Raw genomic sequence first — 15,451 nt, 5'->3', positions numbered from 1 at the left:
CACCCCGGACCGGAATCCAGGGTGCTGGTTCAAACATCTTTGCCATGTTTTATGAACCGGCCAAACGGCCGAATAATTACAGCTTGTTTACGTTAGCTGCTTGTGGTCCGCGAGCGCCTTCCACGATGTCAAACTCGACAGCCTGACCTTCTTCTAGTGTTTTGAAACCGTCAGTTTGGATTGCCGAGAAATGTACGAATACGTCTCCGCCGTCCTCGCGCTCGATGAAACCGTAGCCTTTTTCCGCATTGAACCATTTCACTTTACCTTGCATCGGACACATTCCCTTCGTCTTCAAATAAATGTAAGCCTTTGCTTACCTTTTGAATATATCACCACGGAAATAATTGTGTCAATCTGATGACAAGATAATCCTAAATATTTTGAAAATTTAGGTATTCACACTTTCGACAGTATAGGCTTTAAGCCCTAGATCCCTTGTCGAAAGCGGGATTTAAGCACTTATTCACAGAGTTATCAACAAAGTTATACACATTGTCCACAGGGGTTAATAAGCGCTAATTGGGGAACTCCAAGAGAACGAAAGGGTAAAATTCGAACGCTGACAGTTCCTTTAACGTCGTTTGAATGACTTCTCCTTCTTTATCCAGAAGGGTGAGACGGGCTTCACGCTTTGCGATCAGATCGCCGATCAACTTAAGGAATGGACCCTCATCCGCTCCCAGCATCGGTTTGTTCCATTCAAAAGTAATCTTCTTGATTTTACGATTTTGAATTAATGTTTCCATTCCCAGAAAAGCATGGTACTCTCCACCCTCGATATCGATCTTAACCAGATCAATCGTATCCAGTTCTTGGAGTTCGTTATCTAAAGATACCGCTTCGACATCCCGGATCGTATAGTTATCGATCAGATTGTCGTCCTTAGGTTTCTCTTTCCACGAAGAATATCCATGAAATCTTTCCGAGCTCCGAAATTGAAGCGTCTTATTTTCCGAATATACCGCTTTGTTTAGGACGGTCACGTTCTCCGTCAACCAGTTCATTGCCAGGTTATCCTTTAGGACAGCAGCCGTGTCTGGGTCCGCTTCATACCCGATAACCTTACCCGTATTTCCGACTACTTTGGCGGCCAGAACCGTAAAATAACCGATATTGGCTCCCACGTCCACGACCGTATATCCGGGTTTCAGTTGGGTAAGGAAATATTTTGTCAGCGGAACTTCAAACATTCCGGTCGTCACCAATGTCGGCATCAGACTCAAATCATTGGACGGTACCGTGATTACAGCGTTATACGCTAACTTCACCATCATTTTATTGTTCCCTATATAGGTTCCGTGCATGATTATCCGCTCTCCCTTTATCTGTTCACTGTTGTAAATTTTTTAATAATGCGGAGCTGTTCAGGAAAAACTCGGGGTAATGAGCTGCGTCTCCCACTAGTTTTGCTAACCCTATTACCGGACCTGCCTCGCTCCCTTTACCCAGCAAAGTAAGCACAAGAGCATATAAATAATATAAATCCGTATAATCCGGGTGTTTAGGAAGAGTCCTATTTAAAATTTGAAGAGCATCTTCGTCTCTCTCGAGTTCAATTAAACTTAATATGAGCCATTTGGTATAAATGCCCTGCCACTCTGGCGAAGCATGGTTTGTATTTATCAAGCCCTGCCACAGGCGATAAGCTTCTTCCGGCATTCCTTGTGCAAGCAAACCTATAGCAGGATCGTGATCGGATTCGGGCGATATTGCACCCCGGGCTAGGATATATGCTCTGTCGACGGACATTCGGTTTCCCGGTTGCTCTTCTTACAGCCGCCGTCTCCCATCTGCCGAACGAATGATTCTCAATGAGAGAATATACGGAGACAAGCTCGACTTTATCTTTACTGCTGTGCAGCAGCCTTTTTATAAATCTTCCGAACTCCTCTTCAGTCACGAAGTCTTTCTCCTGGAGAAGGATGTCCCATTCATCCAAAGAATTCACCGGTATAGGATCGCAGCCGGCCGCTTCCTTATAATAGTTCTCTACTTGCGGCAAAACCGCATTCCAGGAGAAACGGGCCGCCGTTTCCAGACCTTTTACAATCTGCTTTTCTCTCAGCAAAGGATTTTCAAGCAAATAAGTCAACTGTACGGATAAGCTCTCCGGATCACGGATTTCCGCCAGCAAAATATTAGTTCCCTCTTCCGCATATTCCAGAACACCCTGATTACGGGTACTGACAACCGGGCAGCCGCAGGCCATGGCTTCTATTACGGGCAGTGAAAAAGACTCATAATGAGACCCGGAGACAAACAAGGCCGCTCCCCGGTACAGCTCGGCAATCTCTTGCTGAGTCGGATTCACATAAACCTCGGTAATCCATGCTTTCTCTTTAATAGAAGGTTGAGGTTCGACCGGTGTAATCCAAATTAAATCGTAATTTGCCCGGATCGTCGAAGAAAGCAGATAAGCCTCCCAAACATCGTGAATGCCTTTAAACGCTATTTGCTCGTTTCCCATCATTAAGAGGTAAGGACGTTTTCTGTCAGGAATACTGCCTTCAGGAGTAAAGGTAGCAGAATCAATGCCGTTATGAATGACAGTAGAATCACAATGATACAAATCGTTGAGCAATTTATGGGCCTGGTTTGAAACCGTCAGTATGCGATCCGCATAATTTAACTGTTTTTGTATAAATAAGGACTGTTCTTCTTCCAGCTTCTCCGGTTCAAATAAATGCTTATCCCCCTGCTCGAAGTAAACAACCGGTGCGATCCCCGTCTGTACACATTCGTAAATGTGGTCGTAGTAGGTGGCCACAATTAGATCACAAAGAGGAATCCCCTGCCCCAAATCCAATCCGTAAGGAATCTGAATATATTCTGCCTGCAGCGGAAACCATTCAGGAAAAGGATGTCTGGATAGAATGGTGATGCGGAAGCCTTTTTCAATCAGTCGGTTGGCTTGCTCAAAAACTATTTTAACGCCGCCCCAAATACCGACCTGATTCATAACGAAAACGATATGGAGCCGGTGTTTCGGACTCATTTGTTTAGCTTGCAGAGATCGCTTGGGACAAGTCTCCGCTTTTATATTTTCCACTCGTTTGTATTGAAGATCGGAGCGCAGCTTTTGCAGCATGATTTATTCTCCTTTGAAGCGTTACAGCTGTTGTTCTCAGTCTTTTACTAATAACGAGATGTGCGCCAATGTGAAGTAATTGTTTCTTTTTAGTTCTTCAACGATAGATTGGAGATAAACACTGGTATGCTCGATAGCTTTAGCGAAAGATTGCACGGTTCTGACAAGGATTTCATCATTTAAAACTTTGTGCTTGCCCGCTACACCCACCAAATGAATCTTCAACATTCCATACATCACCGCTAAGAGGGCGTATTCATCAAAAAGAGAATTGTTTTTTACGGATAAGTTAGGAAACAGGGAATTAAACAAAAAGTTAACCAAATAATTTTCTAAAACGTATTCTTTTTCTTTCATATAGGGAGAATAATAAGCCTTAAAGTTTTCTTCGTAATTTACTCTAAACTCATCTAATCTAAAGTCTGCTTCGGCAAGTTTTAAACCTTCCAGCATTTCTGTAAAGGTAACGTGGTATCTATCCATGGTAGCCCCATAAGCCAGTCTGGATTTTATAAGTTCAAACAGTGCCTGTAATTGTAAGTCCAGGTTTACCTTTAACTTTGAAATGGATTCCAAATACTCGGCACTCATTAGTTTTGAACGAAACGATTCAATAATCTCCGTTGCTCCCAAACCAAGTCCTTGATCGATATCCTTTTGCAAAGCGTCTATAAATAATCCGAGCATAACCAGTCTGTCACCCAACGGAATCGCACGTGTTTGAATCATTTCGATAGCGAGCATTCTTATCGGCCAAAAATGTTGAGTGTAATCGACGGCTCCCTCATTTCCATGATGTTTGATAACTGGCCAATTGGGTTGAATTTCATATTCGGTTTCATCAAATTCAATACCATTGGGCTCAAGCAGGACCAATCGTGCGATTTCGGGGCAGGATACTCTTCCGGAGAATTCAAACGTATCGTTGTACTTATTCAGATTTCTAGGATACATGCGGCAAGTTGTAGATAGAGCGTCTTCACCCATTTTCAATTGAACCGAGCACCATTTTTCCTCGGTAAGCATAGGACAGTGTTTGTCTTGACCCATGATAATGCTGGCATAGTATCTGTCGCTTTTAGTTGCGCTATTTTTATTTCTCTTTATAACATTGCTTAGTTTAGTTTTCATCTCAGGGTCGCTTGCTTTTTGATATTTTTTATACGTCTGTTTATCGATAGATACTGTCCATCCCGCACAGCATGTATCTTCACAATCTCCGCCTAGGCATTGAAACTTTTTCATATATTCGGGTATTAACGTGTTCTGTTTCATTAACTATCCTCTTTTCTATGTTCTAAGTTGATTAAGTCGCTCTATTGCAGGTTTAAAATCGGCCTCGGCACTATTTTTGTATGCAATCAAGGCCCTATCTACCTGACCCGTCAATTCATAATACAACCCTAAATTATAATAAGCTTTGAATGAACCGACTCCTGCAACCGTTTCATATTTTTGGGGATCAGGCTCCCCTAATTCCAGGCAACCAAGAAATATATCCGGAATTAAATGAACATGCTCAGTCTGACTTCAATTGGACAAGTGTACAGCCGTAAAGAAAGTATAAATCCGTATAATCCGGATATAATTGAAGACCGGTTTGTAAAACTTCGAATAACTCACTAAATTTATTTGTTCTCAGCAAAGCCCATCCGTAAGTTTGAATGAGCGCACTGTAATACGCATGATCCGTATTCGAGAGTTTATACGCAAGACTCAAGTGATACACGGCCTTCTCGTAGTCTCCCGATGCTGAATACGTCCGGCCTATCTGAAAATGTATATAGGAATTTTTGTTGTTCTTTTCCAACTCCTTAAACAACAAAGTTAAATTGCGTTCGTATTTATTATTGCCGATGATTTGAGAGGACAAATACCCCGTATGTCTTAACACAATATCCGATTGAATAAATTTCAGTTCTTTAGTTGAACATTCTATTTGCTCGTGCACTACACCTTTAAAAAATAATCCACTTTCTTTATTAAATACTCTCGAAATCGTTGCACTTGAAATTCCATCGTCTATTTCGTTAAGAATGTTGATTTTAGCCACTAAACTTACGTCGGAAAGCAGTTGTTTGCCAATTTTCTCAAACGCTTTCTCCTGTCTGGGAACAGCAATTTCATCGGCATCTATCATGAAAACAATGGGTTTTGCCGCTAACTGAATTAATTCATTTCTGACTCTCGAAAAATCATTTTGCCAGACGGTTCGATAAACAGCAGCACCTTTTGACAAAGCAATATCAGCAGTAGCATCTTCTGAGCCCGTATCGAGCACAATGATTTCTTCTACATAAGGACGTATAGAATCCACGCAATTCCCAATCGTGTCCTGTTCATTTTTAGTCATAATACACGCCGATATAGGTTGTTTCATGGAATTACTCCTCATCAAATTGTTATGAAAAAAGGGTGCCTGCAAGAGGCACCCTCTTAAAAACTTACCGGTAAGTGAACCCACCAACAAGTGTAACCGTTTGTCCGTCCGGATTGATTACTTTAATATCTACTGGTCCCGTTTTAGAAGTTATAGGAATCCTAAACCGAAGTTGCGTGCTGCTCAAAAATGAGGTTGCAATCGGAGTCGCCCCATCGACGGAAACTTTAGCTCCATCCATAAAATTGGAACCATTAATATAAACCAATTCGCCACTCGTATTCAAAGCATTATTCGGTGTAAGATTCGAAATAACAGGAGCCGGTTTCATAGGAGGAGCATCATAGGTAAACCCGTTAGCCAATATGACAAACTGGCCATCCGGATTAATCACCTTAACATCCACCGGTCCTGTTTTGGAAGACGCCGGTATTCTAAACCGAAGCTGATTGCTTCCAAAGAACGATGTAACGATTGGCGTTCCGCCATCAACGGAAATCTTGGCTCCCTCAATAAAATTAGAACCATTCACATATACCAAGTCACCGCCTGTTTGAAGAGAGTGATTTGGCGATAACGTTGAGATAACCGGTGCGGGTTTCAAAGGAATCGGATCAAATGTAAAGCTGTTGGCTACTGTCGTGATTTGGCCGTCAGGATTAACAACCTTAACGGAAACAGTTTCCGCTTTACTCCAAATAGGTGCCCTTACACGAAGCTGCTTATCGCTTAGGAAGGAAACGCTGGCTTCTTTCTCGCCAAAGTAAACCTTCGTAGCCGGATCAAAGTTTGCTCCGTCGATGACTACAAAACCACCTAAATCCAACTGCATATGATTAGGTGTCAAACTGGTTATAACAGCAGGAGCTACGGGAATATACTCAAACCCGGCTACAGATACGGCTACCTGCCCATCGGCATTAGAAACCGAGACATCTACTTTCTCTGCTTTTGTCCAGACCGGGATTCTCACACGCAATTGTTTATCGGAAAGAAATGAAGTTGTGATTACTTTATCTCCGAATTTAACACTTGATTGTGCGTTGAAGTTTTCCCCATTGATTACAACAAGAATGCCTCCGGTAACCGGAGCTTGCGCCGGGCTTATACTAGTAATTACAGGGGCCGGGCCAAGAACAGGGGCCGTGTAAGTAAAAGTACTTGTCGCTTGAAGGCCATCGGGATTTGTAACCTTGACTTCTACCGCGCCTTCTTTGTCTCCCAGAGGGGCTCTCACACGCAGTTGGGTATCACTCAAGAAAGAAGTTGTCAGTTCTTTGCCGCCGAAAGTTACTTTGGCGCCGGACTTAAAGTACTTCCCAGTGATGGTTACAAAATAGTCTCCTTTTACTTCACCCGAATCCGGTGTTAAAGAGGAAATTTCAGGAGCCGGGTCTGCCGGCGGGTTCGTAAATTTCAAAGCCCCATCCAAGAGCGCAAACTGGGTATCTGGATTGATTACTTTAACCGTAACGGCTTCTTCCTTACCCCACACAGGGGCTCTAAACCGAAGTTGTTTGGTGCTCATAAACGAAGTAGTTTGCTTGCTGTCATTTAACCAAACAACCGCACCCTCTTGGAAGTTATCTCCGTTAACATAGATGAATTCCCCGCCTGTTCTTACTGTCTGAGAGGGTGTTACACCCGAAATAGACGGAGCCGGTAAAGGTGCTGGGGCCAGGTATTCATAAGCTTCTTTAAGAATGCTTTCGCGGTTATAAGTATCCGTTACTTTAATATCGACTTTTCCCGCAACAGCCGTTTTTGGGGCTTTAAATGTGAGGGTGTCACTCGAAAGCAGTGTGTAAGTCACCTTAGTACCGGCTACATACAAGCTTAATTCACTGCTAAGGTTAGTTCCCTTCACCGTAATCACATTTCCTCCGTCCAGCGGTCCACTTACGGGAGAAAGCGAGACCAACTCGGCAGCTTTCGGAAACTTGTACGAGAAGCTTTGATTCAAAACAGCAGATTGTCCGTCCGGATTTTTAACCGTAATATCTACTGTTTCTTCTTGTGTCCATTTTGGAGACCTGACTCTCAAATGCTTAGAATCTACAAAACTGCTCGCCATCTCTATATCTTTGAAAATAATTTTAGCATCCGGCAAGAAATCTGTTCCTGTAATGGTAACTAAATCCCCTCCAGTTACCAAACCGGAATTCGGACTAATACTTTCAATTACCGGAGCCGGATTTAAATACTTAAACCCTTGATCCAGGTAGCCTTCCAACTTATCCGGATTGATGACGGTAACTTTCACACTTTCGGCTTTAGGCCAAGCGGGGGTCGTTACTTTCAATTCCGTGGCTGAAACAAATTCGGCCGGCACTGAAATCGTGTTAAATTTAACAACCGCACCGGTCTTGAAGTGGTCCCCCTTGATAGTAACCAGGTCGCCGCCTTTACTGGATCCTTGGTTAGGCGTTACTTCGGTTACGCTAGGGCCAACCAGGTATTCATACGCATTTTTTGCCGTAACACTAGTACTATCTGAGTTTACAATCTCAATATCCACAAACCCTTCAACATCACCAGCCGGCACTGTAGCAGTAATTTGAGTGCTTGTGGAACTTTTGATGATAGCTTCATGTTGGCCGAATTTCACCTTTGGGTTAGCTAAAAAATATTTACCTGTAATTACAACATCGTTTCCGCCTGCCAGAACCCCGCTATTCGGAGTTACAGACAGAAATTCCGGTACCGCATAGTAATTATAAGGCATGCTTGCGGACTGCCCGTCATTGTTAGTGACTTTTAAGTCAACCGCACCCTGATTTCCCGCAGGAGCAACAACTGTTAACTTAGTAGAATCTACGAAATTTACAGAAACCGCTTCTTTGCTTCCAAATGTAACCGTAGGATTTGCACGGAAGTTCTTACCGTCGATGGTAATGGTTTCGCCGCCAGCAACAGAACCTTTATCGGGTGTTATGGACGTGATTACCGGAGCCGGGTAGGAAACCTTAATAACAGGATTAACTACCTTGGTCGCACTAGGTACGCCCAAATAATCCTTAAAGGTTACATCGATATCCTGGCTTCCTACGGATAAATCCCCGACTCTTTGTCCAGATTTATGTCGGATTTTATAATTAAATGTTAATGTTTCTTTTTTCAGTTCATTAAACTTCCAGGTAAGCGTGTTTCCACTTACAGTCGGCTGAGGAATGTTATCCTTATAGGAGCCTGGAACGATTTCAAATTCCGGAGCAACGGAATCTTTGACCGTTACATCATATGCGCTGGCCACACCGATCTCGCTTACGATGGCTTGATAAATTTCCGCCAAACCTACGGAACCAAGCACAAAGTGGTGATGCTGGGCTGTAGTCGCCATATCTTTCATCAACAAGTTTGGTGCGCTTGTGTCAGGATTCTCCGTCTTCTTTAATAGTGCGATAGTATAGAAGACTGTGCCTTCGCTCTTAGCGGCGTTAGCCTGCTCTAGAGCTACTTTACGCGCATTGTCTACGGGAGCAGGCTCTGTGGCCTCCCCATCCGTTAATAGCAGGATAACCGGTTGGGCATCTGCTCTATGCGTCCCCAGCAGCTCCCGCGCTTTTTTTATGGCTGCCATTGTTCCCGTACCGCCGGATGCGTTAATACCTGTAATGTAATTTTTAATATCCGCCGGGTTTGAAGAAAGATCTTTAAACTTAACGTCGCTTGCGAAATCAACAACCCCTACGCGGTGTTTGCTGAAGTCGATCAGATCGACGAAGCCTTTGGCAGCATTTTTAGCATTCGTCATTTTATCTTCGCCGTTATTATTTTGGGGAAGCATACTGCCTGATCTGTCAATGATCAGTATAATATCGTTTGGTTTAACAAAATTGACGCCGTCTGACCCCTGAACATTTACAGTTACATCTGCTTCTCCGCCTTCTAATATGGAAGTCGGATTTACTTGCTTAGTTACTCTTACAATTTCATCAGCCGCTTCAGCCGAAGCAAAAGTAACCGGGAAAACCGATAGAAGCAGTACGAAAGCTAAAATTAATCTTATGGACTTTACGACCGTATTCTTCACGGGCAAGCCTCCTTCGATTTAGTTCCTGATATCCACAAAAAAAGCATCATTAGTATAAGATGCTTTTGTGCTATAGGCATTAGAAACATTTTTTTTCATTTCCATTGTGTTTATTTGATTTTTTATTTCTTTTTGTTCCTGCAGTATGACCGCAGTAACTTTTTTATGCATATTCTGAATTTGTTCTAACGCAAGCTTATCTGCAGCAGTGAAGCTTTTCTTCTCAGAGAGATCAAGATACAATTGGTCAATTTGTTCCTCTATTTGCTCATAACGCTCAAAGCTTGGAGATTCAAGCAGAAATTTATATAAACCGGCGAGTTCCTCTAATAATGAACTACTGCTACGCATTTTCGCGGTACCCGCCAGTTTTTAGTGAAGCCAGTGCCTGCTTCCAAGTTTCGGCCATCCCTCTTGCAAACTCAAGGATATCCTCCAAGATGTTCTCGTCTTTCTTGATAATAAAATTTGCGATATGCTGGTCGTAGAATAAATAAAGGTTCTGCAAATCTCTAGATATATCGTATTTCATATCTAAAGTAACGATCAATTCACTAAGAATACTTTTGACTTTGTAGAGCGGCTGGTTCATTTCCTCATACTGATTCTGAGAATACAGACTGCTTAGCTTGGAGCAGCAATTTGACCATTTCCTGATATAACAGCAACGTCAATTCTCCCGGGCTTGCCGTCTCTACACGAACCTTCAAATATTGCTGCTGTTTTGCATTCTGCATTGTAACCCTCTCTCATCAGTTGTAATTTAATGTTAACCGTCTACCTGCTTAATTGAGATGCTATCCAGGAACCTTGGCTGTTCAATTTCTGTAATGCTTGTTCCATAGCCGAAAATTTCTTGTAGTAGCGGTCTTCAATATCCCTTAATTTACGCTGGAGATCCGTTTCTCTCGTCCCCATTTCCTTTAACTGCTTGCCAAGAATACTGTCATCTAAAGACTCATTGGACCCTAGACCGATCTTCTTAGTAAACTTCGTCAACTGGGAAGTCATTACCTCGTATAAACGATCACCAATTCCCTGTTCACTTTTTCGCTTCTTAATATTTTCCGGAGTGTCGCTCGGTGTAGTGGAGGTCTTGGTGAAAAGTTGGACAACCTCGTTAAAACGGGTGTTCAAAGCGTCATTTAACTTAGCTTCGTCGACTTGAAGCTTTCCGTTTTCCCGGAAATCATTTTTGACTGTAATTCCAATTTGCGAAAGAAGCCTAAGCTGACTTTTAGGATCTGCGGGTTCGGTAATACCTTCAAGAGGCATGTTTAAAGCGGAACGCAATGTCATTAACGTGTCTTTTAACAGTCCGTCGTTATAAAGATCACCTTGACGCGCTTTCTTTTCCCACAAGGCAATCTGAGATTCCGTCATTCCCTCTTTTTCCTCAGTGGTTAAAGGCTGATAGTCACGGTTCTTTTTGGCTGTAGTCGCTTCCGTATACTGATCGATAAGTTCGTTGTACTGTTTGACGAAACCTTTGATTTTATCGGCTACAGCCGTATGGTCCGCCACTGCTCCGATTGTCGCTTCGCCTTGGCTTCTTAGAGAAACCTGTACACCGTTGATAATAACGTCGTTTGACTTGGCGGTAATATCCTTACCGTTTACATTATATTTGGCGTCTTGTCCTTGAGAGGTTAGAGGAATGTTTCCGAACAAATTTGTAAAGGTTCCATTCCCGTCATCCGTTACCTTAACCGTCGACTGAGCACCGGTAGATGTAGAATTTAAATATAATACACCGCTCGAACGGTCGAAACTAGCCTTCACGCCCGTTTTTGCCGCGCTTCCGTTAATTTGCTTGACTAAAGATTCTATCGTTGAATCCGCACTTACTGTAATTTGCACAGATTTACTAGGGTCCGATCCCTCGATAGTAAAACTTCCGCTCACATTCAGCTGCTCTGTTGGCAACTTAGTCACCTTATCGCTTATGATAGAAGCAGAATTAGCCAATTGCGTAATTTTAACGTTGCTTATACCCGGATTAGTACCGCTTGATGTTACTTCCAGAACGGTAGGATTGGAAGAATTGGACTTTACCGCTTCGAACTTGTTCTCAAAGCGCAAATCATCAATTGTCTTACGAATGGACAACAGCGATGTGTTCATAGTCCGGTAATCTTCTCTTTGCCACAAGATCAGCTGCTTTTTTCTCAGCAAATTATTTAATGGCACTTTTTCGGTGTCCATCAATTTTTTGATAAGACCATCTGTATCCAATTGTCCGCTAAAGCCCGTCAGCCTTGTAGGTCCGCTTATACCAGCCATCTTACATCTCCCTTCTAGATTTTTTTGTCAAGAAATACACCTACGTTCACACACATGTTATACATAAGATCCAGCATTCTCTCGGACGGTATTTCTCTAATTACTTCATCCGTATCGTTATTGACGACCACAACCATAATGGTGTTTGTCTTCTCATGAACTTTTACTTTAATATGCGTATCCGTTTCATGAAGTGCCTTGTTTACACGATCCACAAGCTGCTGAATGTTTTGAGGATCAGCATTGACCGATGGAGTAAGATTTTCATTAGCCGTGTCAGAAAGTAAAGTATCCGAAATTGTATTAAACAATGGTGTTGAAGACGTAGATGCTGTTCCGGGATTGATCTTCATCCTTTAGAATCTCCCATCACCTGTCGATATGTCAAAAAAGCCGACCGGAATTCCGGCCGGCTTCTCTCATGAATTAACGAAGCAATTGCAGAACGCCTTGCGGCTGTTGGTTAGCTTGAGCAAGCATCGCAGTAGCAGCTTGTTGAAGAATTCCGTTCTTCGTGAATTCGCTCATTTCTTTAGCCATGTCTACGTCACGAATACGGGATTCAGCAGCTTGAAGGTTCTCAGCAGTTGTACCCAAGTTGTTGATCGTGTGCTCCAGACGGTTTTGAACGGCACCCAGGTTAGAACGAGTTGTGGAAACTGTATCGATAGCTTTTTGAACCAATTCCATGTTTTCAGCAGCATCTTTGTTGATATCAGCAGCTGCAGAAGCCGAAATATCTTTCAGGGAACCTGCATCTACGCTAAGAGTAGCTGCTTTCATGCTTACAAGAGTCAAATCGATAGTTTCACCTTTGTTAGCTCCTACTTGGAACTTCAAAGTAGTTGTGGAACCATCAAGAAGTTTCTTGGTGTTGAATTGAGTTTGGTTCGCAATAGCGTCGATTTGGTTGCTAAGTGCGTCTACTTCGGTTTTGATCTTAGCAGTGTCGGATGTAGTCAACACTTCGTTCGCCGCTTGAGTGAACAGTTCGCCCATACGTTGCAGCATAGCGTGTGTTTCGTTAAGAGCACCCTCAGCTGTTTGGATCAGGGAGATACCGTCCAAAGAGTTCTTGGAAGCTTGCTCCAGACCACGGATTTGGTTACGCATTTTCTCGGAGATAGCCAGGCCAGCTGCATCGTCAGCCGCACGGTTGATACGGAAACCGGAAGAAAGTTTCTCCAGGGATTTGCTTTGTGCAGTATTGTTGGAGCCCAGTTGACGTTGTGCATTGTAAGAGCTGATGTTGTGGTTAATACGCATGATTATATTCCTCCTTGAATGTAGGCAGTGATCGCATCCTTGCGTTCACCTAATTGTGGATTCAGCGAGTTTAGTCGGCCGCCAAAGCCCGCTTGCCTCCCATAATATATATATCGGATCACAGGGATAGTTACTTTAGAGCTATTTTGATAAAAATGAAAAAAATTATTTGCCTTTAACGGCTTTTATCAAGGATGCGGCATTAAGATCCATATTAACCGCCGCTTGGTTTTCCGCTTGAATAGCCTTGTAAATCTCCTCACGATGAATCGGAATATCTTTAGGCGCTTCTATTCCGATCCTCACCTGATCTCCGGCAACATCCAATACCGTGAGGACGATGTCCTGACCGATTATAATTTTCTCACCTTTTAGGCGGGAAAGTATCAGCATATCAGGCTCCCCCCTTGATTAAAGAATATCGGATCGGGTAATTCGTGTTTTCCAATATAATCTGAGCCGCTTTATTGCTTTTTTTATTCAAAATGATGGGTGCCTTGAGATTCATCGTAACATTATCCTTGGCTCGTACACTTACAATGCCAAATACCCGCGTGTCCCCTTCGTTCTTTATTTCAAGCTGTTCGCTGACAGCCTTGGGGAGCTCAAACTCATAGGCAGGCTCAAACAGAAAAGGTTCCGCGATAACAAAGGCCAAATCCCCATCACTCAATGACTGAAGTACGTGGAAAGTGGGATCTTCGTTATCTAATTGGAGTAACGCATAGCGGCGGTTAGTCTCAAATCCGAAGATACCCGCTTCAAATGTAATCAACTGCTCATCCGAAACGTCAATTTCACCAAATCTTGTAGATTGTACGATCATTAATTTTTCCTCCTAATAAAAAGAAAGAATAGCTATAAAATTATAGCTATTGTCTCATATGCTTTAAATAGATGCATCCCAATTTCCTCCGACTACGGAAAAAGAAATCGCATTTTTTTGAGTAACATAGGCTTCTAACTTGCCGGCTTCATACTGAATACTCGGAGAGTTCAGCTTGGGATCAAATGTAATCTTGCCCTCTTGGACGGTTGTATGAATTACACTAGGTGCATATTGAATATCCACATTATCATACGAGGGCTCGGCTGTTATCTGCACAGGCCGGTCTTTAAAAGCATTCTGCCGGGCGATGTCCGCAAATGCATTGGAATGATTAGTGATTTCCATCATTCGGTCACCGTTCTGGGCAATCTCCGCGATATTCTGCATAGAAATGTCAAAAGCGCTTTGCGCGATAAGATCTCTCATTTCAATGAGTTTGGAAGAACCTAAAGCGGACCAAGCTCTGGTAGAGTCAATCTCAAGACTTGACTTCTCCGTCTCCATGCTAACTTTGGCATTGTCCTGCTGAAGGTTTAATTCCGCCTTAGGTTGTTCGATGGATAAATTACCCTTCGTAGAAGAGAGCCCGATTTTGGTGTACTGCTGGCTGATCTGAATACGCGGAATTTGCATATAAGGCTCCTTTTATCTCAGGAAGTCGAGCAAGCTCGGACGAATAATCCGTCCCATCGTATCAAGAGAAGCCTGGAATACGCTCTCCGCAGTTTTTAAATCCGTAATGGTTTTGGGTACATTTACATCTTCGATTTTAGATTGCAGATCGGTGTAGTTTAAAGTCAGATCTTCCAAACGGTCGGTTGTAAATTGAAGACGATTTTGGCGGGCACCGACATCAGCTTGTGCGAAGAGAACCTGATCCATAGTCGTCTGAATCTCTTTTATACTCTTTTCAATGTCGGCTGTATTATCGCCGGTTAAAGCAGTTTTAAGGTTATCCAATACTTTAAAAACATTCGCTGCCTTGGTTGGATCAGCCGGGTCTTGAAAAGGACCGAAAACATCCTTACCCAGAGAATTTACATCGACGTAAATTCCTGCACCTATCTGGTAGCGCATAACACCTTCATCAAGGTTATAAGAAGTGTTTGCCGGATCGTCAGAAAAAGGCTTTTGGTCCGTCGTTTGTCCGTTAAATATATATTTCCCCTTGAATTGAGAGTTGCCGATTGCAACCATCTGTTTATAAAGTTCATCAATTTCTTGACCAAGAATCTTTCTGGCTTCGGGGTTATTGGACTCTGTTGCTCCTTGTACGGCTTTTTCGGAGACCGTTTGTAGGATTTTCACAGCTTCGTTCATCACGGTATCCGTGAAGTTCATCCAAGAGTCCGCATCCTTGGCATTTTCGGCAAATTGATCCGTCATATCGATTTCGCCTCTATAGCGAAGCGAGCTGGATATGCCCACCGGATCGTCGGAAGGCCGGTTAATTTTTTGCTGGGTTAACAGTTGCTCCTGATATTTATCCAGACGGTTATAGTTCGTTTGAAGATTTTTCATCATCGACGAACTCATCATGTTCTGTGTGATCCGCATTTAGCTACCCCT

16 protein-coding genes are annotated in these 15,451 nt (G+C 42.9%); all 16 read right to left on the bottom strand.

The genetic code is table 11. The features are described from left to right. Window positions 1–76 precede the first annotated feature (76 nt). The 16 genes from ABC395_RS00620 to flgL all read right to left on the bottom strand — a co-directional run bounded on the left by ABC395_RS00620 (window position 77) and on the right by flgL (window position 15,439). Entirely contained in the window at window positions 77–274 is a 198-nt protein-coding gene (locus tag ABC395_RS00620) for a cold shock domain-containing protein (protein ID WP_009677088.1), read from the bottom strand. A gap of 244 nt (window positions 275–518) precedes the next feature. Then, window positions 519–1,307 carry an FkbM family methyltransferase gene (locus ABC395_RS00615; protein WP_413000163.1) on the bottom strand — a complete coding sequence of 263 codons (789 nt, stop codon included), beginning with the start codon at window positions 1,305–1,307 and terminating at the stop codon, window positions 519–521. A 248-nt stretch (window positions 1,308–1,555) separates the two neighbouring features. Then, entirely contained in the window at window positions 1,556–3,091 is a 1,536-nt protein-coding gene (locus tag ABC395_RS00610) for a glycosyltransferase family 4 protein (RefSeq protein WP_413000162.1), read from the bottom strand. A gap of 36 nt (window positions 3,092–3,127) precedes the next feature. Further along, window positions 3,128–4,366, bottom strand: a complete 1,239-nt coding sequence (fliB, locus tag ABC395_RS00605; RefSeq protein ID WP_413000161.1) for a flagellin lysine-N-methylase — start codon at window positions 4,364–4,366, stop codon at window positions 3,128–3,130. A gap of 244 nt (window positions 4,367–4,610) precedes the next feature. Next, a complete protein-coding gene (locus ABC395_RS00600; RefSeq protein ID WP_413000160.1) occupies window positions 4,611–5,471 on the bottom strand; it encodes a glycosyltransferase in 861 nt (286 codons plus the stop codon). Between the two features lie 64 nt (window positions 5,472–5,535). Beyond that, the gene (locus tag ABC395_RS00595; protein WP_413000159.1) at window positions 5,536–9,504 is read right to left on the bottom strand and encodes an IPT/TIG domain-containing protein; all 3,969 of its coding nucleotides are present in this window, start codon (window positions 9,502–9,504) and stop codon (window positions 5,536–5,538) included. An 18-nt stretch (window positions 9,505–9,522) separates the two neighbouring features. Next, the gene (locus ABC395_RS00590) at window positions 9,523–9,855 is read right to left on the bottom strand and encodes a hypothetical protein (protein WP_413000158.1); all 333 of its coding nucleotides are present in this window, start codon (window positions 9,853–9,855) and stop codon (window positions 9,523–9,525) included. Further along, window positions 9,848–10,096, bottom strand: coding sequence for a flagellar protein FliS (locus tag ABC395_RS00585; RefSeq protein ID WP_413000157.1), 249 nt, complete (start codon window positions 10,094–10,096; stop codon window positions 9,848–9,850). The genes ABC395_RS00590 and ABC395_RS00585 overlap by 8 nt, the downstream gene beginning before the upstream one ends. Before the next feature lie 4 nt (window positions 10,097–10,100). After that, entirely contained in the window at window positions 10,101–10,241 is a 141-nt protein-coding gene (locus ABC395_RS00580) for a flagellar protein FliS (protein WP_413000156.1), read from the bottom strand. Window positions 10,242–10,281: 40 nt separating this feature from the next. Next, window positions 10,282–11,787: a flagellar filament capping protein FliD gene (gene fliD / locus ABC395_RS00575; RefSeq protein WP_413000155.1), complete on the bottom strand. Its 1,506-nt coding sequence runs from the start codon at window positions 11,785–11,787 to the stop codon at window positions 10,282–10,284. 14 nt (window positions 11,788–11,801) lie between these two features. After that, complete coding sequence (locus ABC395_RS00570; protein WP_413000154.1) at window positions 11,802–12,140, bottom strand: flagellar protein FlaG; 339 nt, start codon at window positions 12,138–12,140, stop codon at window positions 11,802–11,804. A gap of 73 nt (window positions 12,141–12,213) precedes the next feature. Further along, on the bottom strand, window positions 12,214–13,053 hold the full coding sequence (locus tag ABC395_RS00565) for a flagellin N-terminal helical domain-containing protein (protein WP_042233793.1): 840 nt from the start codon (window positions 13,051–13,053) through the stop codon (window positions 12,214–12,216). 165 nt (window positions 13,054–13,218) lie between these two features. Beyond that, window positions 13,219–13,446, bottom strand: coding sequence for a carbon storage regulator CsrA (gene csrA / locus ABC395_RS00560; protein WP_413000153.1), 228 nt, complete (start codon window positions 13,444–13,446; stop codon window positions 13,219–13,221). A 1-nt stretch (window position 13,447) separates the two neighbouring features. Then, a complete protein-coding gene (gene fliW, locus ABC395_RS00555; RefSeq protein WP_413000152.1) occupies window positions 13,448–13,879 on the bottom strand; it encodes a flagellar assembly protein FliW in 432 nt (143 codons plus the stop codon). Between the two features lie 63 nt (window positions 13,880–13,942). Further along, entirely contained in the window at window positions 13,943–14,515 is a 573-nt protein-coding gene (locus ABC395_RS00550) for a DUF6470 family protein (protein ID WP_413000151.1), read from the bottom strand. A gap of 12 nt (window positions 14,516–14,527) precedes the next feature. Continuing rightward, window positions 14,528–15,439 carry a flagellar hook-associated protein FlgL gene (gene flgL / locus ABC395_RS00545; protein WP_413000150.1) on the bottom strand — a complete coding sequence of 304 codons (912 nt, stop codon included), beginning with the start codon at window positions 15,437–15,439 and terminating at the stop codon, window positions 14,528–14,530. Window positions 15,440–15,451 lie beyond the last annotated feature (12 nt).

Source organism: Paenibacillus canaveralius, from assembly GCF_047238265.1.
Lineage (GTDB): Bacteria > Bacillota > Bacilli > Paenibacillales > NBRC-103111 > Paenibacillus_F.
Note: the sequence above shows the minus strand (reverse complement) of the source record. Positions and strands in the feature narration are given on the sequence as shown.

Coding starts and splice junctions, on each gene's coding strand:
- ABC395_RS00565 (WP_042233793.1), bottom strand. CDS start 13,053: ATGCGTATTAACCACAACATCAGCTCTTACAATGCACAACGTCAACTG.
- ABC395_RS00585 (WP_413000157.1), bottom strand. CDS start 10,096: ATGAACCAGCCGCTCTACAAAGTCAAAAGTATTCTTAGTGAATTGATC.
- ABC395_RS00550 (WP_413000151.1), bottom strand. CDS start 14,515: ATGCAAATTCCGCGTATTCAGATCAGCCAGCAGTACACCAAAATCGGG.
- ABC395_RS00610 (WP_413000162.1), bottom strand. CDS start 3,091: ATGCTGCAAAAGCTGCGCTCCGATCTTCAATACAAACGAGTGGAAAAT.
- flgL (WP_413000150.1), bottom strand. CDS start 15,439: ATGCGGATCACACAGAACATGATGAGTTCGTCGATGATGAAAAATCTT.
- fliB (WP_413000161.1), bottom strand. CDS start 4,366: ATGAAACAGAACACGTTAATACCCGAATATATGAAAAAGTTTCAATGC.
- ABC395_RS00570 (WP_413000154.1), bottom strand. CDS start 12,140: ATGAAGATCAATCCCGGAACAGCATCTACGTCTTCAACACCATTGTTT.
- ABC395_RS00590 (WP_413000158.1), bottom strand. CDS start 9,855: ATGCGTAGCAGTAGTTCATTATTAGAGGAACTCGCCGGTTTATATAAA.
- ABC395_RS00600 (WP_413000160.1), bottom strand. CDS start 5,471: ATGAAACAACCTATATCGGCGTGTATTATGACTAAAAATGAACAGGAC.
- csrA (WP_413000153.1), bottom strand. CDS start 13,446: ATGCTGATACTTTCCCGCCTAAAAGGTGAGAAAATTATAATCGGTCAG.
- ABC395_RS00580 (WP_413000156.1), bottom strand. CDS start 10,241: ATGCAGAATGCAAAACAGCAGCAATATTTGAAGGTTCGTGTAGAGACG.
- fliD (WP_413000155.1), bottom strand. CDS start 11,787: ATGGCTGGTATAAGCGGACCTACAAGGCTGACGGGCTTTAGCGGACAA.
- ABC395_RS00620 (WP_009677088.1), bottom strand. CDS start 274: ATGCAAGGTAAAGTGAAATGGTTCAATGCGGAAAAAGGCTACGGTTTC.
- fliW (WP_413000152.1), bottom strand. CDS start 13,879: ATGATCGTACAATCTACAAGATTTGGTGAAATTGACGTTTCGGATGAG.
- ABC395_RS00615 (WP_413000163.1), bottom strand. CDS start 1,307: ATGCACGGAACCTATATAGGGAACAATAAAATGATGGTGAAGTTAGCG.